Origin of the sequence: Microcoleus sp. CAWBG640, assembly GCF_020883015.1 — a bacterium.
GTDB lineage: Bacteria > Cyanobacteriota > Cyanobacteriia > Cyanobacteriales > Microcoleaceae > Microcoleus > Microcoleus anatoxicus.
The window spans coordinates 1-18,890 of sequence record NZ_JAHRFC010000085.1 but is presented as its reverse complement, the minus strand read 5'-3'; the positions used below and the strand labels follow the sequence as shown (position 1 = coordinate 18,890).

At 46.3% G+C, this 18,890-nt stretch carries 23 protein-coding genes and 2 pseudogenes; 16 read left to right on the top strand and 9 right to left on the bottom strand.

All coding sequences use genetic code 11. The features are described from left to right. Positions 1-69 precede the first annotated feature (69 nt). Positions 70-807 (top strand): response regulator transcription factor, encoded by a 738-nt coding sequence (locus AAFP11_RS25505; protein ID WP_340517458.1) that lies wholly within the window; start codon positions 70-72, stop codon positions 805-807. A gap of 91 nt (positions 808-898) precedes the next feature. Here the strand turns inward: AAFP11_RS25505 and AAFP11_RS25500 are convergent, their stop codons facing one another. From AAFP11_RS25500 to AAFP11_RS25490, 3 genes are all read right to left on the bottom strand, one after another. Further along, on the bottom strand, positions 899-1,750 hold the full coding sequence (locus tag AAFP11_RS25500; RefSeq protein ID WP_341739537.1) for an Npun_R2479 family HD domain-containing metalloprotein: 852 nt from the start codon (positions 1,748-1,750) through the stop codon (positions 899-901). A gap of 126 nt (positions 1,751-1,876) precedes the next feature. Next, on the bottom strand, positions 1,877-2,080 hold the full coding sequence (locus tag AAFP11_RS25495; RefSeq protein ID WP_340517306.1) for a hypothetical protein: 204 nt from the start codon (positions 2,078-2,080) through the stop codon (positions 1,877-1,879). 149 nt (positions 2,081-2,229) lie between these two features. Beyond that, positions 2,230-2,394 carry a hypothetical protein gene (locus tag AAFP11_RS25490; protein ID WP_341739536.1) on the bottom strand — a complete coding sequence of 55 codons (165 nt, stop codon included), beginning with the start codon at positions 2,392-2,394 and terminating at the stop codon, positions 2,230-2,232. A 104-nt stretch (positions 2,395-2,498) separates the two neighbouring features. Here AAFP11_RS25490 and rpsL point away from each other — a divergent pair, with 104 nt between their 5' ends. The 6 genes from rpsL to AAFP11_RS25460 all read left to right on the top strand — a co-directional run bounded on the left by rpsL (position 2,499) and on the right by AAFP11_RS25460 (position 8,319). Then, positions 2,499-2,882 (top strand): 30S ribosomal protein S12, encoded by a 384-nt coding sequence (rpsL, locus tag AAFP11_RS25485; RefSeq protein WP_340517302.1) that lies wholly within the window; start codon positions 2,499-2,501, stop codon positions 2,880-2,882. Positions 2,883-3,020: 138 nt separating this feature from the next. Beyond that, a complete protein-coding gene (gene rpsG, locus AAFP11_RS25480) occupies positions 3,021-3,491 on the top strand; it encodes a 30S ribosomal protein S7 (RefSeq protein WP_096831141.1) in 471 nt (156 codons plus the stop codon). Positions 3,492-3,940: 449 nt separating this feature from the next. Then, positions 3,941-6,013: an elongation factor G gene (fusA, locus tag AAFP11_RS25475; protein WP_341739535.1), complete on the top strand. Its 2,073-nt coding sequence runs from the start codon at positions 3,941-3,943 to the stop codon at positions 6,011-6,013. Positions 6,014-6,113: 100 nt separating this feature from the next. Then, positions 6,114-7,343, top strand: coding sequence for an elongation factor Tu (gene tuf, locus AAFP11_RS25470; protein WP_341739538.1), 1,230 nt, complete (start codon positions 6,114-6,116; stop codon positions 7,341-7,343). Positions 7,344-7,597: 254 nt separating this feature from the next. Beyond that, positions 7,598-7,906 carry a 30S ribosomal protein S10 gene (rpsJ, locus tag AAFP11_RS25465; protein ID WP_265238410.1) on the top strand — a complete coding sequence of 103 codons (309 nt, stop codon included), beginning with the start codon at positions 7,598-7,600 and terminating at the stop codon, positions 7,904-7,906. A 251-nt stretch (positions 7,907-8,157) separates the two neighbouring features. Then, on the top strand, positions 8,158-8,319 hold the full coding sequence (locus tag AAFP11_RS25460) for a hypothetical protein (protein WP_341739534.1): 162 nt from the start codon (positions 8,158-8,160) through the stop codon (positions 8,317-8,319). A 5-nt stretch (positions 8,320-8,324) separates the two neighbouring features. Here AAFP11_RS25460 and AAFP11_RS25455 read toward each other — a convergent pair whose 3' ends face one another. Further along, complete coding sequence (locus AAFP11_RS25455) at positions 8,325-8,738, bottom strand: hypothetical protein (protein ID WP_341739529.1); 414 nt, start codon at positions 8,736-8,738, stop codon at positions 8,325-8,327. 85 nt (positions 8,739-8,823) lie between these two features. Between AAFP11_RS25455 and AAFP11_RS25450 the strand changes: the two are divergent. After that, positions 8,824-8,964 (top strand): annotated as a pseudogene (locus AAFP11_RS25450) (IS4 family transposase); the annotation flags it as partial. A gap of 6 nt (positions 8,965-8,970) precedes the next feature. Here the strand turns inward: AAFP11_RS25450 and AAFP11_RS25445 are convergent. Next, entirely contained in the window at positions 8,971-9,264 is a 294-nt protein-coding gene (locus tag AAFP11_RS25445) for a hypothetical protein (RefSeq protein ID WP_341739533.1), read from the bottom strand. Between the two features lie 37 nt (positions 9,265-9,301). Here AAFP11_RS25445 and AAFP11_RS25440 point away from each other — a divergent pair, with 37 nt between their 5' ends. Together AAFP11_RS25440 and AAFP11_RS25435 are read left to right on the top strand one after the other, a co-directional pair. Further along, positions 9,302-11,128 (top strand): serine/threonine-protein kinase PknK, encoded by a 1,827-nt coding sequence (locus AAFP11_RS25440; protein WP_341739532.1) that lies wholly within the window; start codon positions 9,302-9,304, stop codon positions 11,126-11,128. A gap of 3 nt (positions 11,129-11,131) precedes the next feature. Beyond that, positions 11,132-13,741, top strand: coding sequence for a SpoIIE family protein phosphatase (locus AAFP11_RS25435; protein WP_341739531.1), 2,610 nt, complete (start codon positions 11,132-11,134; stop codon positions 13,739-13,741). 136 nt (positions 13,742-13,877) lie between these two features. On the opposite strand, the gene AAFP11_RS25430 is transcribed toward AAFP11_RS25435, so the two are convergent. Further along, the gene (locus AAFP11_RS25430; RefSeq protein ID WP_341739530.1) at positions 13,878-14,396 is read right to left on the bottom strand and encodes a hypothetical protein; all 519 of its coding nucleotides are present in this window, start codon (positions 14,394-14,396) and stop codon (positions 13,878-13,880) included. Positions 14,397-14,510: 114 nt separating this feature from the next. After that, positions 14,511-14,924, bottom strand: coding sequence for a hypothetical protein (locus AAFP11_RS25425; protein ID WP_341739529.1), 414 nt, complete (start codon positions 14,922-14,924; stop codon positions 14,511-14,513). An 87-nt stretch (positions 14,925-15,011) separates the two neighbouring features. Here AAFP11_RS25425 and AAFP11_RS25420 point away from each other — a divergent pair. Together AAFP11_RS25420 and AAFP11_RS25415 are read left to right on the top strand one after the other, a co-directional pair. Beyond that, positions 15,012-15,215, top strand: a pseudogene (locus tag AAFP11_RS25420) (IS4 family transposase); the annotation flags it as partial. A 53-nt stretch (positions 15,216-15,268) separates the two neighbouring features. Then, positions 15,269-15,391: a hypothetical protein gene (locus AAFP11_RS25415; protein WP_341739528.1), complete on the top strand. Its 123-nt coding sequence runs from the start codon at positions 15,269-15,271 to the stop codon at positions 15,389-15,391. A 177-nt stretch (positions 15,392-15,568) separates the two neighbouring features. On the opposite strand, the gene AAFP11_RS25410 is transcribed toward AAFP11_RS25415, so the two are convergent. Beyond that, on the bottom strand, positions 15,569-15,880 hold the full coding sequence (locus AAFP11_RS25410) for a PIN domain-containing protein (RefSeq protein WP_341739527.1): 312 nt from the start codon (positions 15,878-15,880) through the stop codon (positions 15,569-15,571). After that, entirely contained in the window at positions 15,877-16,146 is a 270-nt protein-coding gene (locus AAFP11_RS25405) for a type II toxin-antitoxin system VapB family antitoxin (protein WP_341739526.1), read from the bottom strand. The genes AAFP11_RS25410 and AAFP11_RS25405 overlap by 4 nt, the downstream gene beginning before the upstream one ends. 280 nt (positions 16,147-16,426) lie before the next feature. On the opposite strand from AAFP11_RS25405, the gene AAFP11_RS25400 reads away from it, so the two are divergent. The 4 genes from AAFP11_RS25400 (at position 16,427) to AAFP11_RS25385 (ending at position 18,787) form a co-directional block, all read left to right on the top strand. Then, positions 16,427-16,597 carry a hypothetical protein gene (locus AAFP11_RS25400; RefSeq protein WP_341739525.1) on the top strand — a complete coding sequence of 57 codons (171 nt, stop codon included), beginning with the start codon at positions 16,427-16,429 and terminating at the stop codon, positions 16,595-16,597. Between the two features lie 37 nt (positions 16,598-16,634). Further along, positions 16,635-17,006, top strand: coding sequence for a hypothetical protein (locus AAFP11_RS25395; RefSeq protein WP_341739524.1), 372 nt, complete (start codon positions 16,635-16,637; stop codon positions 17,004-17,006). Between the two features lie 2 nt (positions 17,007-17,008). Further along, positions 17,009-17,410 carry an HNH endonuclease signature motif containing protein gene (locus AAFP11_RS25390; RefSeq protein ID WP_341739523.1) on the top strand — a complete coding sequence of 134 codons (402 nt, stop codon included), beginning with the start codon at positions 17,009-17,011 and terminating at the stop codon, positions 17,408-17,410. Positions 17,411-17,665: 255 nt separating this feature from the next. Further along, positions 17,666-18,787 (top strand): leucine-rich repeat domain-containing protein, encoded by a 1,122-nt coding sequence (locus AAFP11_RS25385; RefSeq protein WP_341739522.1) that lies wholly within the window; start codon positions 17,666-17,668, stop codon positions 18,785-18,787. Positions 18,788-18,890: the final 103 nt, after the last annotated feature.

Below are 18,890 nucleotides of genomic sequence, written 5' to 3'. Positions count from 1 at the left end.
GTTAAAGTTACCTGGAACCCCCAGAAGGCTGTAGGCTGCCCCGTCTGGTTAGCGGTGAGATAAATAATGATGCCTCGGATACTTGTTATTGACGATGACGCGGCGATCGCGGAACTCGTAGCCATTAACCTAGAAATGGCTGGGTACGAAGTAACCCACGCAGAAGACGGCATCAAAGGTCAGGCCCTAGCCATACAACTGCTGCCAGACTTGATCGTCCTAGACCTGATGTTGCCTAGAGTAGACGGATTCACAGTGTGTCAGCGTTTGCGGCGAGACGATCGCACCGCCGACATTCCCGTCTTGATGTTGACCGCCTTAAGTCAAACTCAAGACAAAGTAGAAGGCTTCAACTCCGGTGCCGACGACTACCTCACCAAGCCCTTTGAACTAGAAGAAATGCTAGCGCGAGTGCGAGCCCTACTGAGGCGCACAGACCGCATTCCCCAAGCAGCCAAACACTCCGAAATCCTGAATTACGGACCACTGACCCTTGTACCAGAAAGGTTTGAAGCTGTTTGGTATACTCAGATTGTCAAATTGACCCACCTAGAGTTCGAGTTACTACACTGCTTGCTTCAGCGCCACGGTCAGACAGTCTCTCCCAGCGAAATTCTTAAAGAAGTCTGGGGTTATGACCCCGACGACGACATCGAAACCATTCGCGTACATATCAGACACCTGAGAACCAAGATGGAACCAGATCCCCGCCATCCTCGGTACATCAAAACCGTATACGGAGCGGGCTATTGTCTGGAATTACCCAGCAACGAGCAAGTAGCCGAGGAAAGCAAATCATCTGCTTGAGTTAGTGCGCCACAAGCCACAACCAATGACAAATCTAGCTAAAAAAGCCTGAGAGCAAGTGTTCTCAGGCTTTTAATTTCTAATCGACCCATCAAGCAACCTCAGTATCGCAGCGTTGATGTTCCATCCGAAATACATTCGCGTACAAACTAGCCACAATCTGTTTACCTTCCTGGGTTAACTGTAAGTAACCGAGAGATTCGCTGATGTGCGGATAAATACCGCTCCAGTAAAACTTCGAGTAACTTTGGAGCAAGTCCCCCGGATGTCGGTAGCCCAAAATCTTAGTATCACCGCTTTCTTCCAATTCGTAAAACAGCGCGCCCATTTTTTGTAAATATTGTGGGTTGCTTAGTTGACCGATTAAGTCCGCACCGCGAACTAAACTCGAATAATTAACTACGTTTTGATTAGCGTTGCTGTCAAGCACAGAAAAACGAGTTTCCTCGATGTTTTGTTTGATGGCTTCAGCATTAATTAGCTTGTGATTTCCGAAGCGTTCGTCAATGAAGAGTTTAGCTCTATCAACTCGGTAAGGTGCTAGGCTGGCTGCGGTTGCACCGGGAGGAAGTGCAATTTTTATGCCATTTTTTCCTGTAGCGTACAATCCTTCTACTTGTTGGTCAAGTCGGCAAACTCCTTTGACATATCCGATATCTTGACAAAGCAACGAAATGATGAAGTGAAGCCAATCTTCGCAGGATACTCCTCCTTTGCGAATGTGTTTTCCCCGCAAGATTTCTTGACCGACTAGGGTGACACAAATTGCGTGTTCGACATTATGATAAAGAGCGTCGCTGTTGGCAATGTTTTCTAATGCCATTGCTCCCACCCAAGAAATTATATCTGCATAATCGGATTTATACCCTCCGTAAGTACGGCTATAGCCATTCTCAAGGTGTTGAATGAAAGCCTCTATTAGTAGTTCAGTAGAATTAAACATACCCGTCCTTTTACCCTAGTATCGCCTTCCTCTAGTATGGATTTTAAATTTTTGTGAGTTTAGGTTGAATCCCTCGCGAATTAATTAATCGAAGCTTAACTTAAAAATCACCAATGCCCTAGAAAGTTAGTCCATCACGGACAGCCATCCCCGGCGTACGGCGTAAAGTAGTCTGCTGATGATTTTTTGGTCGTCTGAGCTTCGGGAAGTTTGAGAATTAATTGCGGATTGAATCTCTTGTAACTGATTTTTTTCAATGGTTCCAGATTTCCAAATGTTTAAGTAGAGTTCGGAAATTGTATATTCGGGAATAAAAGTTTTGGTTCTCATGGCGGGTCTAGTTGAATTTATATTGTTTATTATTGGGGTATTTTCTATAATCTTATGTGATATGGATCGACCCGTAGCTGTGATGCGATCGCCTGAGTCAAGTTGAGACCCATCTACCAAAGGATTCAAGACCTCAAGGCTATTTTTGACTAAACCCGGTTTCTGCCTCCGCGACTGAGATTGCCTTGGCCACTGCACTGCTTAAGCTGGCTAAAAACTCCCGGAAATAACTTCCAGCCGGAGCGGGCGATCGAAAAAATCTTGCCAAAAAGAGTTGAGTCGTGTACAATACAGAGTCTGGTATCCTCATTCATCCATAATTTTCCCCAAAATCCCATCTCCGCATAGGGGAAGGGACTTTCAGTGCGGATGCCACAAAATCACTCTATTCAGCAAAAAGCTAGAAATGCCGTAACTCATGCCCACTATTCAGCAACTCATTCGTTCAGCACGAGAAGAAACGCAGAAAAAAACCAAATCGCCAGCTCTCAAAAGTTGCCCCCAGCGCCGCGGAGTTTGCACCAGAGTGTACACAACCACCCCGAAAAAACCTAACTCGGCGCTGCGAAAGGTGGCGCGGGTGCGGCTTACCTCTGGTTTTGAAGTCACAGCCTACATCCCCGGTATCGGTCACAACTTGCAAGAACACTCCGTAGTCATGATCCGCGGCGGTAGGGTAAAAGATTTGCCTGGAGTTAGATACCACATCATTCGCGGTACATTAGACACGGCAGGGGTGAAAGACCGCAAACAAGGTCGTTCCAAATACGGGGCAAAACGTCCTAAAGCAGCGAAGAAATAAAACGTAACTTGCATCTTTGAGGGGTTAGAGAGCCAAAATAAACCCTCGATCGCCCGTTGATAGCTAATTAATAGTCGATCGATAGCTCACAAAAACCCCAAACTCCATCATTCAAAATCAAAAATCCCAAATAGAACTATGTCTCGCCGCACAGTTATTCAAAAACGCCCAGTCCCCCCCGATCCAACCTACAACAGCCGGTTGGTAAGCATGATGGTGAGGCGGATCATGCAGCACGGTAAAAAATCCGTTGCCTCCAGCATCGTCTACGACGCCCTCAAAACCATCCAAGAACGCACAGGAGCCGAACCGTTAGACTTGTTTGAAAAAGCAGTCAAAAACGCGACACCCCTAGTGGAAGTCAAAGCACGTCGTGTAGGTGGCGCCACCTACCAAGTGCCGATGGAAGTCCGTCAAGATCGCGGCACAACCCTCGCCCTCCGCTGGCTGATCAGATTTGCCAGAGCCAGAACCGGCCGCTCCATGGCCGCCAAGCTCGCCAACGAACTGATGGATGCAGCCAACGAAACAGGTAGCGCCATTCGCAAACGCGAAGAAACCCACCGTATGGCAGAAGCCAACAAGGCCTTCGCCCACTACCGCTACTAATCGCCAAATCTGGTAAGTCGAATTGGACGATTTTGTGGTATGAGAGCATTGGGTGAGAGATTGGAAAGTGTAAATTTTTAGTATTGAGGTTGCTTCACCAAGGCCTAGGCTGCGAGGCACGAAGCAAACTCAACACTGGAAAAATCCCAATTCAAAACTCTCTTAATCCTCCATGTCACATACTTAATATTTTTGTAAACAAATCTTGCAAAAAATATTAAAATGTAACAATAAGCTCCATTAACTTATGTTGTCAGTCACTAGCGACTGCAAAATAGGGTTTCTGTGTAGTATAATTGTATTATAACAGCAGAGCGATAAATCGATCGCGGTTGGCTAAACCGTGAAAGCTTACTGAGGGATAGCCGCTCCCATGCTCCCGATGAAGTAAGAAGCAAATGTCTAGATTTGTCTAGTATTTGTATACCAGAATACTCAAGGAGGTAGCTGTGGCACGTACCGTCCCGCTAGAAAAAACCCGCAACATCGGCATCGCAGCCCACATTGATGCGGGCAAAACAACAACAACAGAAAGAATTCTGTTCTATTCAGGCATGGTTCACAAAATGGGTGAAGTGCACGATGGAACAGCAGTTATGGACTCGATGGATCAAGAGCGGGAGCGGGGAATTACGATTACTGCCGCCGCTATCACCACCACTTGGAAAGATCACAAAATCAACATCATCGACACTCCCGGACACGTAGACTTCACGATCGAAGTCGAACGCTCCATGCGGGTGCTAGATGGGGTGATCGCAGTTTTCTGCTCGGTAGGTGGAGTTCAGCCACAATCGGAAACAGTTTGGCGACAAGCCGATAGGTACAAAGTGCCACGGATTGTGTTCGTCAACAAAATGGATCGGATGGGCGCTAACTTTTATAAAGTCTACGGTCAAATTCGCGATCGCATGAGAGCGAACGCCGTACCAATCCAAATCCCGATCGGCAGCGAAGAAAACTTCCGGGGAATAGTAGACCTAGTGCACATGAAAGCCTACATCTACAACAACGACACCGGCACGGATATCGAAGAAGTAGAAATCCCCGAAGAAGTCAAAGATCTAGCCTCTGAATACCGCACCAAACTGATCGAATCAGTAGCAGAAACCAGCGACGCCCTCACCGAGAAGTACCTCGAAGGCGTAGAACTAACCCAAGACGAAATCCAGTCGGCCCTGCGCCACGGGACGATCGTTGGCAGCATCGTTCCCATGCTGTGCGGTTCTGCTTTCAAAAACAAAGGCGTTCAGTTGTTGTTGGATGCAGTGATCGAGTATCTGCCGTCGCCCTTGGAAGTTCCCCCAATTCAAGGACACCTAGCCAACGGCGACATCGCAGAGCGACACGCCGACGATAACGCGCCCCTGTCAGCCCTGGCATTCAAAATCATGTCAGACCCCTACGGCCGCCTCACCTTTGTGCGGGTATACTCCGGTATCCTCAAAAAAGGTACTTACGTCCTCAACTCCACCAAAGACAAAAAAGAGCGGGTTTCTCGCCTAATTGTACTCAAATCGGACGATCGGATTGAAGTAGAAGAACTGCGCGCCGGAGACTTAGGAGCAGCCTTGGGCTTGAAAGACACCTTCACCGGTGACACCCTCTGCGACGAAACAGCACCAGTAATCCTGGAATCCCTGTTTATTCCAGAGCCAGTAATCTCGGTGGCGGTGGAACCCAAAACCAAACAAGACATGGAGAAGCTCTCCAAAGCCCTCCAGTCCCTCTCGGAAGAAGACCCCACCTTTAGAGTCAACGTTGACCCAGAAACCAACCAGACAGTCATCGCCGGCATGGGCGAACTGCACTTGGAAATTCTGGTAGACAGGATGCTCCGCGAATTCAAAGTAGAAGCCAACGTCGGTAAACCGCAAGTAGCCTACCGCGAAACCATTCGCAAAGCAGTCCGTGCCGAAGGTAAATTTATCCGCCAAAGCGGCGGTAAAGGTCAGTACGGTCACGTCGTGATCGAACTAGAACCCGGAGAAGAGGGAACCGGCTTTGAATTTGTCTCCAAAATTGTCGGCGGCACAGTACCCAAAGAGTACATCGGCCCGGCAGGACAAGGGATGAAAGAAGCCTGCGAATCAGGTATTCTAGCAGGATATCCGATGATTGACCTCAAAGCTACTATGGTAGACGGGTCTTTCCACGATGTAGACTCCTCAGAAATGGCATTTAAGATCGCCGGTTCAATGGCGATCAAAGAAGCCGTGATGAATGCAACGCCTGTGCTGCTAGAGCCTATGATGAAGGTAGAGGTCGAAGTTCCCGAAGATTACATCGGGAATGTCATCGGCGACCTCAACTCCCGTCGGGGTCAGATCGAAGGTCAAGAGACGGATCAGGGAATTGCTAAAGTTTCTGTAAAAGTTCCACTAGCAGAAATGTTTGGTTACGCCACTGACATCCGCTCGAAAACCCAAGGTCGAGGCATCTTCACAATGGAATTCAGCCATTACGAAGAAGTGCCGCGAAATGTGGCTGAAGCCATTATCGCTAAGAACAAAGGGAACTAATGATTGGAGATTTGAGGTTTTGGATTTTGGATTGAATCCAAAATCTCCAATCTCAAATCTCAAGTCTAAAATCGCTAAAAAAACAAGGAACAAATCGAGAATGGCACGCGCAAAATTTGAACGGACTAAACCCCACGTAAACATTGGCACGATCGGTCACGTTGACCACGGCAAAACAACCTTAACCGCCGCGATTACCATGACCCTTTCGGCCCTGGGTCAGGCCAAGGGTAAGAAATACGACGAAATCGATGCCGCGCCTGAAGAAAAAGCACGCGGTATTACGATTAATACTGCTCACGTAGAATACGAAACCACAGATAGGCACTATGCCCACGTTGATTGCCCCGGACACGCTGACTATGTGAAAAACATGATCACCGGTGCTGCTCAAATGGACGGCGGCATCCTGGTAGTGTCTGCAGCAGACGGCCCCATGCCTCAAACTCGCGAACACATCCTGTTAGCTAAGCAAGTTGGCGTTCCTAGCTTGGTAGTGTTCTTGAACAAAGAAGACATGGTAGATGACGCAGAACTTTTGGAATTGGTGGAACTGGAAGTTCGCGAACTTCTAAGCTCCTACGATTTTCCTGGCGATGATATCCCCATCGTCACCGGTTCGGGACTGAAAGCTCTCGAAGCCATGATTGCAAATCCCAAGTCTGTCAAGGGCGACGATCCCTGGATTGACAAGATTTATGCACTGATGGAAGCAGTGGATAGTTACATCCCCACCCCCGAACGTGAAATTGATAAGCCATTCTTGATGGCAGTAGAAGACGTATTCTCCATTACAGGTCGGGGTACTGTCGCTACTGGCCGGATTGAACGTGGTAAGATCAAAGTAGGCGAAAACGTCGAACTCGTAGGTCTCAAGGACACTCGCAGCACTACCGTGACTGGTGTAGAAATGTTCACCAAGTCTTTGGATGAAGGCTTGGCTGGGGACAACGTGGGCTTACTGTTGCGGGGGATTTTGAAGGCAGATATTGAACGCGGCATGGTGATTGCCAAGCCAAAGAGCATCTTGCCTCACACTCAGTTTGAATCTGAAGTCTACATCCTGAAGAAGGAAGAAGGTGGTCGTCACACGCCCTTTTTCTCTGGCTACCGCCCTCAGTTCTACGTTCGTACAACTGATGTAACTGGTACGATCATGCAGTTCACCGCTGATGACGGCTCCGAAGCAGAAATGGTGATGCCTGGAGACCGGATCAAGATGACCGTGGAGCTGATTCACCCGATCGCGATCGAACAAGGAATGCGTTTTGCAATCCGTGAAGGCGGACGCACCGTCGGCGCAGGCGTTGTTTCCAAAATCCTCAAGTAGGAATACGCTCATAGTCAGTAGTCATTAGTCAGTAGTCAGTAGTCAGTAGTCAGTAGTTAGTAGTTAGTGGTCAGTTGTCCTTAGTTTATATTAGTAGTTAGCTAATGACTAATGACTACTGACTAATAACTAACGACTAATAACTAATGACTAATAACTAATAACTAATGACTAATAACTAATAACTAATGACTAATGACTAATGACTAATAATAAACAGAACCTAGAAAATTAAAGAAACCAAAATGGCAGCTATCCCACAACAAAAAATTCGCATCCGCCTCAAAGCTTTTGACCGACGCATTCTAGACGCATCCTGCGAAAAGATTGTAGATACAGCAAATCGGACAGCAGCCACTGCGATCGGTCCGATTCCCCTACCTACAAAACGGCGGATTTATTGCTTGCTGCGATCGCCCCACGTAGACAAAGATTCTCGCGAACACTTTGAAACTCGCACGCACCGCCGCATCATCGACATTCACCAGCCTTCAGCTAAAACAATTGACGCTTTGATGAAACTGGATTTGCCAGCAGGCGTAGATATCGAAGTCAAGCTGTAGATTGACAGTTTGAGAAATCACAAAAAAAGGAACAAGGGAAAAACACTTTGTTCCTTTTTTTATTAGTCCCGGACGCAAAGATAGTCAAAAACCGGGTTGTTTACGAACTCAATAGGATTTAGCGGGGTTGGGGTTGGAGGAATTGCCGCCGGAGATTGGCAAGTGCACAGAGCTTGAGACGTTGGTGTTGGGGAAATTGGATATGATAGTTTCATCGATCGCACTATTCTACATTCCGTAAATTACCAGCTATGAACATTCAGTTGGTTGACTCCTTAATTCAAGTCATTGAATCGCTGACACCTGAAGAGAGTTTGCTGTTCCAAGAAAAACTCTCGGCTAGGGTGATTCAGAGTACGCCCATTAGTAACAAGTTAGAAGGGAGTAGATTTTGTCAATACCTCTTGGGATAGAAATATTAGGGAATAATAATGATAATCAAATAGGGGTAAGGGCGAGAGAGTCCGCCTGCGGTGGACTCTCTCACCCAAGCACGATTATCATTATTAATAAGTTGTGGACTCGATTGGCGTTGCACCACGATCGATAACAGTGACGGACGATCGATAATCGTGACGGGCGATCGATAATCGTGACGGACGATCGATAACAGTGACAGGCGATCGATAACAGTGACGGACGATCGATAACAGTGACAGGCGATCGATAACAGTGACGGGCGATCGATAACAGTGACAGGCGATCGATAACAGTGACAGGCGATCGATAACAGTGACAGGCGATCGATAACAGTGACAGGCGATCGATAATAGTGACAGGCGATCGATCCCGGGTTGCGGGCATTGGTATTATCGAAGGATATAATTGACAAATAATTGAGCGATTGTGTAGGTCAGTAAATATGGCTTGCACGTCAAAAAACCAACCGTGACCACGCCAAAAAAACCACAAGGCCGATGGTGGAAGATGAGGCGATTGCCTCGCAACTATCGGCATTACTAACACCAGCCATCACCTCACAAGAAAATTACTACCGTCAATTGGGTTTACGAGGGAGAATTCTTAACCTACCGTTGATGGTAGCAGCACTTGTTACCAATGTCCTAGTAGTGCCAACTCTGTTCCCACAGAATTGAGGACGACTGCCAAAACCCATTGCAGCGCTGCATAGTTGGTTTGGCCCTTTTGGTCGAAGGTCTGAGAGAATTATAAGTCTGGTAGTGTCTGCTTTCCCGATCGGCGATCGCTCTTTCTTGATTTGCAATATTAGCGTACTCTCTCTGGTAAGCGATCTTTAAGAGTAATGCAGTAATGCAGTAATGCAGTAGAGTTGGGATACAGCTCAGCAGCAACGCAAACAAGCTATCTTGTATCAAACCTCGGGTCATCTGAGCCATTTATGGTAAAACTCCTATTGATAACCCTTTTTTAACTATGATTACAATCCCCGGTTATTCTATCACTGCTCTACTCTACTCTGGTAGCAGGACTCAGGTTTATCGCGCTATGAGTGAAAGAAACCAAAACCCTGTGGTCATCAAACTACTTAAATCTGAGTATCCGACCTTTAATGAACTGGTGCAGTTTCGCAATCAATATACTATTGCTAAAAACCTTGATATACCCGGAGTGGTCAAACCTTTAAGTCTGGAAAACTACGATCGTGGTTTGGCTCTTGTTATGGAAGACAATGGCTGTATTTCCCTCTATGAAGAAATGAAGCAATGGGGGAATGGAGAGGGAATGGGGAGATGTTATGATTCCCTAAACGAGTTTTTCTGCATCGCCATTGGGATTGTCCAAGCCCTAGAAGGATTATATTCATACCGAGTTATTCACAAAGATATCAAGCCCCAGAATATTCTAATTAACCCCCAAACTAAGCAGGTAAAACTGATTGATTTCAGTATTTCCTCTCTGTTACCTAGAGAGAGCCAGGAAATCATTAACCCTAACGTTCTCGAAGGAACACTACCTTATATGTCCCCGGAACAAACCGGACGGATGAATCGGGGTATTGACTACCGCACCGACTTTTATTCGTTGGGTGTTACTTTCTACGAACTACTGACTGGGCAACTCCCCTTCTCCTCTACTGACTTGATGGAGTTAGTCCACTGTCACATTGCCCGCAAACCAGCTCCCCCGAACGAGCTTGTACCAGCGATTCCCCGGGTGGTTTCCGACATGGTAATCAAATTGATGGCAAAAACCGCTGAGGAACGCTATCAAAGTGCTTTTGGACTGCGAGTAGACCTAGAAATCTGTTTACAACAATGGCAAGAAAAAAACAGCATTACGCAGTTTCCCCTAGGCAGCAGGGACATCACCGAGCGCTTTATTATTCCTGAAAGACTTTACGGTAGAGAAACGGAAGTTGCTACCCTGTTAGCTGCATTTGAACGAGTCAGCATAGGCACCACTGAAATGATGTTAGTGGCTGGCTTTTCGGGGATTGGCAAGACAGCGGTGGTGCATGAAGTCCACAAACCCATTGTTCGGCAACGGGGTTACTTCATTAAAGGAAAATTCGACCAATTCAAGCGCGATATTCCTTTCTCTGCTTGGGTGCAGGCACTCCAGAATTTGATGCGGCAACTGCTGGGCGAAAGTGCCGACTCTGTGCAGAAGTGGAAAACCAAAATCTTGTCGGCTTTGGGTGAAAATAGTCGGGTAATTATTGATGTCATCCCAGAATTAGAACTGTTGATTGGGGTACAGCCAGAAGTTCCAGAATTGGAAGGAAGTGCCGCCCAAAATCGCTTCAACCTGCTCTTTGAAAAGTTGATCCGGGTGTTCGCAACCAGAGAGCATCCCCTGGTCATTTTTTTGGATGACTTGCAGTGGGCAGACTCCGCTTCTCTGAAGTTAATGCAATTGCTGATGAGTGAAACGGATAGAGGCTATTTGTTGTTAATAGGAGCCTATCGGGATAACGAAGTTAATCCAGCACATCCTTTGATGTTGACGTTGGATGAAATTCGGAAAGCATATGCCACGGTCAACCAAATTACTTTAGCGCCCCTAGACCAGCATTCTTTAAACCGCCTGATTGCCGATACCCTGAGTTGTCCCCCAAACTTAGCAATGCCTTTGACAGAACTGGTGTTTACTAAAACCAAAGGCAACCCATTTTTTGCGACTCAATTCCTTAAATCTTTGCATCAAGAGGGACTAATTTATTTTGAATTTAGTGGCGGCTATTGGCAGTGCGACATTGCCAAGGTGATGGCACTGGCTGTCAGCGATGATGTAGTTTAATTTATGGCAACTCAATTGCAAAAGCTGCCAGAGAATACCCAGAATGTGTTGAAATTAGCTGCTTGTATTGGCAACCAATTTGACTTAACAACTTTGGCTATTGTACATGAGAAATCCCAGGCTGAGACAGCGGCAGACCTATGGAGAGCCTTGCAAGAAAGCCTGATTATTCCGATTACTGAAAGTTACAAGTTCTTTCAGGACTCTGAATCGGTTGAAGTTGCACAAGGGTCTGAGTTATCTGTTCCCTACAGATTTTTGCATGACCGAGTGCAGCAAGCGGCTTATTTTCTGATTCCCGAATCTCAGAAACAGTCAACTCACCTGAAAATTGGGCAACTGCTGTTGAGTAATATTCCACCAGAGGAACGGGAAGAAAAGATTTTTGATATTGTCAATCAGTTGAATATTGGGGTCGAGTTAATCAACCATCAGACTGAGCGCAATGAATTAGCTTGTTTGAATTTAATGGCTGGGCGTAAAGCTAAAACTTCAACGGCTTATACGGCTGCCAAAAGATATTTAACTGTGGGTTTGGAACTCCTAGCAGCCGATAGTTGGCTCGAGCAGTATCACCTAACATTAGCTCTGCATGAAGAAGCAGCCGAGGCGGCGTACCTGTGCGGGGACTTTATCGCCATAGAGCAATTGGCCGATCTTGTTCTGGAACAAGCGCGAACGCTGCTGGATAAAGTAAAAGTATATGAGGTCAAGATTCAAGCTGCTATAGCACAGGGCAACATCAAGGAAGGAATAAAAATTGGACTCGTTGTTCTGAATCTGTTGGGGGTAATCTTACCAGAAGAGCCAAACCAGTTGGATATTCAAAAAGGACTGGAAGAAACCGCTGCACTTTATGCTAGGGAAAAAATCGAAAACTTAATTCATTTGCCGGAAATAACATCTTCTGAAAAAAGACATCGGGTTCTGGGTGATTTTGTTGAGGCAATGGACTACTACGATCGCGCCATAGCCGGAGCTCAAGAAAACGAGTACATTAACGAAGAAGCCCTCGCTCACGAACTCGCTGCCAAATTCTACCTCGAATGGGGCAAAGAAACAATTGCTCGAGCTTATCTAACGAATGCCTACTACGCCTATGCTCGCTGGGGGGCAAAAGCAAAAGTTGAAGATTTAGAAAAACGCTATCCCCAGTTACTCGCCCCCATTCTGAACCAAAAAAACAGTGCAACAACAGGGGAGACAATTGTTCAAACGCTTACAAAAACCGTCACGTCGAGCAGTTCAGGTTCAGCTAATTCAGCCATTCTAGACTTTGCAACAGTGATTAAAGGCTCTCAAGCACTCTCCGGGGAAGTTGAACTGGATAAGTTACTCTCCACTTTGATGCAAGTTACCATAGAGAATGCTGGAGCAGAAAAAGCCTTTTTGATCTTATCCAAGGCAGGCAACTTGGTGATTGAAGCAAGGGGAGTTAGTGGTACAAAAAAAGCAACAGTAATGCAATCGATTCCAGTTGAACAAAGCCCAGAGATTCCTGTAACTTTAATCAACTATGTCTACCGCACATCTGAAACTCTGGTACTCGACGATGCCCGTGTTGAAAATACGTTTTCTGCAGATCCCTACATCATCGGTACCGAACCTAAATCAGTATTGTGTACTCCAATTATTAATCAAGGTCAATTCTTGGGTATTCTTTACTTGGAAAACAATCTGACCACGAGGGCATTTACGACCGACAGATTGGAAGTCTTAAAAATATTATCGTCGCAAGCAGCTATTTCGATCGAAAACGCTCGACTCTATCAAAACTTAGAAGATAAAGTCAAAGAACGCACGGCTCAACTCGCTGAAGCTAATCAAGAAATTAGCAGTCTCAATGAACTCCTAAAGCAAGACAATCTGCGGATGAGTGCAGAACTCGATATTGTCAAACAACTGCAACAAATGGTGTTACCAAAACAGTCAGAACTAGAAGCAATTGAAGGCTTAGAAATAGCTGGCTTTATGGAACCTGCCGACGAAGTTGGCGGCGATTACTACGATGTATTGCAACAGGACGATCGAGTCAAGATTAGCATTGGCGATGTCACCGGACATGGTTTAGAAAGTGGCGTGTTAATGATTATGGCACAAACTGCTGTCAGGACGCTTCAGAAAATGAACGAAACCGATCCCGTGAAGTTTTTGGATGTGATCAATCAAACTCTTTATGACAATCTCCAGCGGATGGATTCCCAGAAAAATATGTCTCTAGCCATCTTAGACTATGCCGGAGGTGTCTTGAAATTAAGCGGACAACATGAGGAAACGATCGTAGTGCGCGCTGATGGAACATTGGAGTGCATAGACACAATGGATTTAGGATTTCCTATTGGTTTAGTAGAGGAGATTGGCGACTTTATTACCCAAATAGAAGTGCAGTTAAATCCTGAGGATGTGGTGGTGCTTTATACTGATGGAATTCCGGAAGCTCGTGATATTAATAAATCGCTGTACGGGTTAAAAAGGTTGTGGCAAGTGGTGGTAGAAAATCGTCATCTCTCGGCAGCAGAAATTCGGGAAGCTGTGATCGATGATGTGCGGCAGTATATTGGCGTTCAGAAGGTTTTTGATGATATTACTTTGGTGGTGATGAAACAAAAATAGGTGCGTTTAGGAGGATGTAGAAAGACGATGAGATCGCCTACGACCCCAGTAAAGTCCGTCTACCCCCCTCAGTGGGAAGTGCGACGGACTAAGGGAAATATAGCGAAGATACTGTTGGTTTTAAGATCGCATGGGTTTAAATCCCAAACCTCTTAAGCACCATATCAGCGGTCTGTAACGCGCCTTCGACCCAACCTTGGGCATCTGAATAGGCTTCGCCGCAGATGTAGAGAGATAGCCCATCGAAAGGTTGGACAATCTTTTCCTTGACCTCCCAACTCTGCACGCCAATATTCCAACTGTTCCACCCGCCACCAAATGGGTCGTCACCCCAGTCACGGAATGCCGCGTTCTTCACCTCAGGTGTGTGGTTGAGACCGTGGATTGTCGCAAGCTGGCGTGCCACCTCCTCAACCATCGGCTGAGGAGCGCTGTAGTTGTACCATTCCTGGTCGTCTCGTTCCTGGCGATCGCCCCGGAACGGGTTGCAGACTTTCGCAATCTCTTGACCCGCTTGCCATGCCTGACCCCGCCGTGGGCGGAGACCGTCCCAAAAGCCGATGTTTGTCCCATCGTCATAACTTGCCATCAACATCGACGGTCCGTCAGTTGCTGGCGAGCCGTCCTCTTTAGGCCAGTAGTAGGTTTGTCGCACCGGAAGGTCTGTGACCGTTCGTCCAGACTCAACTGGAACAAACTTGCCATCAGTCGCCATTAGTAACAAGTTAGAAGGGAGTAGATTTTGTCAATACCTCTTGGGATAGAAATATTAGGGAATAATAATGATAATCAAATAGGGGTAAGGGCGAGAGAGTCCGCCTGCGGTGGACTCTCTCACCCAAGCACGATTATCATTATTAATAAGTTGTGGACTCGATTGGCGTTGCACCACGATCGATAACAGTGACGGACGATCGATAATCGTGACGGGCGATCGATAATCGTGACGGACGATCGATAACAGTGACAGGCGATCGATAACAGTGACGGACGATCGATAACAGTGACAGGCGATCGATAACAGTGACGGGCGATCGATAACAGTGACAGGCGATCGATAACAGTGACAGGCGATCGATAACAGTGACAGGCGATCGATAACAGTGACAGGCGATCGATAATAGTGACAGGCGATCGATCCCGGGTTGCGGGCATTGGTATTATCGAAGGATATAATTGACAAATAATTGAGCGATTGTGTAGGTCAGTAAATATGGCTTGCACGTCAAAAAACCAACCGTGACCACGCCAAAAAAACCACAAGGCCGATGTGGCTCATCAAAAAGGTAAGGCAACTGACTTGATCGAGTATTTCGCTGCGCCCGAAAACCAAGATTTAGGTATTGTTAAATCTCAACGAAAGCCCAATGTTAAGTTAATTGTTGCACCTTTCCCCGCTCGACAGCGAGGCGACGATCGATATTTCTTTGAAACATCTTCTCAAACCCCCTTGACAACTGCCATACAGGCTTAACTTGTTACCAATGATCGCGGTGTGTCCTCTATATCATTCCGGTGCAACCGGATTTGATATTACTTCGCAATTATCCGGGTTTGTCGGGTTTCGATTTAGAGAATGCTTGGCGTTATTACGATCGCCACCGCGCAGAAATCGATCGCATAATTCTTTCTCATCAAACCGATGATTGAAAAGGTGAGGCTGTATTAAGAGTGAACTTTTTGCGGTCGTAACGATCGAGTATTTGCGTAGCCTTTTTTATTCCCATATTATTTTCTATCGGCAAGTCTTGAAAGTTTGCATAATCAGCAACATTTCGTGTGACTAGAATCAGATTGTTGACTTTAGCGATCGCTGCAATTTGCCCATCAGAATAAGATGGTGTAAGACCGATCGGGATAAGTCTTGCTCGTTAAGAAAGCGAACCACTCAGCCGCTTCTTGGGTGTAGGGCAAAATTGGTAATTTTACTTTCACTTCTTCCTGAAGATAGGCTTCGATCGCACGGCGACGCTTAGAGTCTGGCATTCGATAACATCCTAGCAGAACTTCCTGCCAAACGATCGAGGCGATCGCCACAGTCGATTTTGCCTCAATTAGTTTAGCCATCACATTGGCATTTGGAATAGGACGAACAGGTTCGGAGATAATGTTAGTATCGAGTAAATAACGCAGCGTCATTCAAAAATGACCTCGCGCCCTGTAAAAGTTCGATCGCGAATATCTCCCCAAATTTCATCAGGATTTAAATCCAGTTCATGCAGTTGATATTTTTCCCGAAATGCACTGAGAGATTCTCCAAAGCTAAGTTCGAGATGGTGCGGTTGTTTGCGGCGTTGAATGTATTCGCGCAAGGCGATTTCAACTAGGGTTTCGATCGGGATTTCTTGTTCTAGTTCGATCGCCTCTTGTAGCAGTTCCGTATCCACATTCAGGCTTGTCACCATTGGCTTTCCTCTTTTAACCGTTGTTTTAATTATAGGATGCGCGGCCCAGAAACCGGGTTTTTGCGAGAATTGTTGATGACAGCCAAAGACATGGGAAAAAACCCGGTTTCTACGGGTTGTGCGCGTGGGTGGCCAGAAACCGGGTTTTTACGAGAATTGTTGGTGATAGCGTAGAAACTCAAAAAAACCCGGTTTCTTAGATTACGGCGCACGGCCAAAACTCCCCACCAACCAAAAAATCCTGTCACAATCAAATGAAGACTACGGGGAGACAAAAGATATGACGCGAGAAGAGTTATTGCAGTTAATCGACAAAGCGGCTGATGAGGGCCAGACAGAATTGGATTTGGCGGGGTTGGGGTTGGAGGAATTGCCGCCGGAGATTGGCAAGTACACGCAGCTTGAGACTTTGCTGTTGGGGAAATTTGATATGATAGTTTCAGGAAAATAGGTTAAAATCAAGGTTAAAATTGTGCTAGAGGTTTTTTATGGCTCAATTCACGATCGAAGTTCCTGATACACTTTTACCACAACTAGAGCAACTCCAAGACCGACTACCAATACTATTAACGCAATGGCTATCAATTGCCAATCTGTCCAAGCAAAATATCACAGATAGATCGATCGCAGTTGAAGAAGTGCTGGATTTTTTGATGACTCAACCAACACCTTTGGAAATTTGGAACTTCAAGGTTTCAGAAACAGCTCAACAGCGATTGCGAGAATTGCTAGAACGGAATCGAGAAGGTGGCTTGAATGAAAGCGAAACCGATGAACTTGACAGTTATGAGGAGTTAGATAGGCTGATGCAAATGCTGAAAATTCGTGCATATTCTACTCTTCTACCTCTAGCTTTCTAACAATGACCTTAAAGATTTCACCTGCTTTACGCAGGGAGGTATTTCAGCGGGCAGAGGGAAGATGTGAGTATTGCAGATTGCATCAGGATTTCTCGATTTATACCCACGAGGTCGATCATGTAGTTGCGATAAAACATGGTGGAAAAACAGTGCTAGAGAATCTGGCTTTATCGTGTTTGCCATGCAATCGATACAAGGGTTCGGATTTAACCAGTATTGATCCGCAGACGGGAGAAATTACGCGATTGTTCGATCCGCGATCGGATGTTTGGTCAGAGCATTTTATCTTGGAGAATGGCAGGATTATCGGCTTAAGTGCGATCGGGAGAACAACGGTTTTTCTACTGAAGTTCAATATAGTGACTGCGATTAGGAATCGTCAGTTATTTGGCAATTTTAATTAATGTTGGCGACGCGCGGGTGGCCAGAAACCGGGTTTTTGCGAAAATTATTGGTCACAGCCAGAGACATGGGAAAAAACCCGGTTTCTACGGGTTGTGCGCGTGGGTGGCCAGAAACCGGGTTTTTACGAGAATTGTTGGTGATAGCGTAGAAACTCAAAAAAACCCGGTTTCTTAGATTACGGCGCACGGCCAAAACTCCCCACCAACCAAAAAATCCTGTCACAATCAAATGAAGACTACGGGGAGACAAAAGATATGACGCGAGAAGAGTTGTTGCAGTTAATCGACAAAGCGGCTGATGAGGGCCAGACAGAATTGGATTTGGCGGGGTTGGGGTTGGAGGAATTGCCGCCGGAGATTGGCAAGTGCACGCAGCTTGAGACTTTGCTGTTGGGGAAGTTCGATGAGGAGAAACGAAAATGGGTTGGGAATAAGTTAACTGAGTTTCCTGATGTTGTTCTTCAATTAACGAACTTAAAAATACTTTCCCTCCGTCAAAATCAGATTACCTCCATCCCAGAGGCGATCGGGCAATTATCGAATCTAACAGAGCTTGACCTCAGAAACAATCAGATTACCGTCATCCCAGAGGCGATCGGGCAACTGTCGAATCTGACAAAGCTTAACCTCAGTGAAAATCAGATTACCGTCATCCCAGAGGCGATCGGGCAATTATCGAATCTGACAAAGCTTAACCTCAGTGAAAATCAGATTACCGTCATCCCAGAGGCGATCGGGCAATTATCGAATCTGACATGGCTTGGCCTCTGGAACAATCAGATTACCGTCATCCCAGAGGCGATCGGGCAACTATCGAATCTGACAGTGCTTCACCTCAGTAACAATCAGATTACCGTCATCCCAGAGGCGATCGGGCAACTATCGAATCTGACACTGCTTTCCCTCAGTGACAATCAGATTACCGTCATCCCAGAGGCGATCGGGCAACTATCGAATCTGACAGAGCTTTACCTCAATAACAATCAGATTACCGTCATCCCAGAGGCGATCGGGCAACTATCGAATTTGACAGGGCTTCACCTCTATAACAATCAGATTACCGTCATCCCAGAGGCGATCGGGCAACTATCGAATTTGACTAAACTCGATCTTGAGAACAATAAAATTGAAAAGATTCCTGAATGCTTAGAAACACTGCCAAAACTTGAAAAACTCGATCTCCGCCGCAATCCCCTGCCCATTTCCCCAGAAGTTCTAGGCCCGGTAAACCTGAGCGAAGATCCCGGTACGCCCGCCACCATCTTCAACTACCTCCGCCAACTCCGCAGCGGCGAAGTCCTCCCCCTCAACGAAGCCAAAGTCCTCCTCGTCGGCCAAGGCAGCGTCGGCAAAACCTGCTACATAAGATTGACATAAAGCGGACAAGAATGACATCTCGGACACTTAAAACTTACTTCCTGCTTCTACGTAGGGAGTCGGCTCCTTCTACTCAGAGCGGCGTGAATTCAGGATTAGCCAT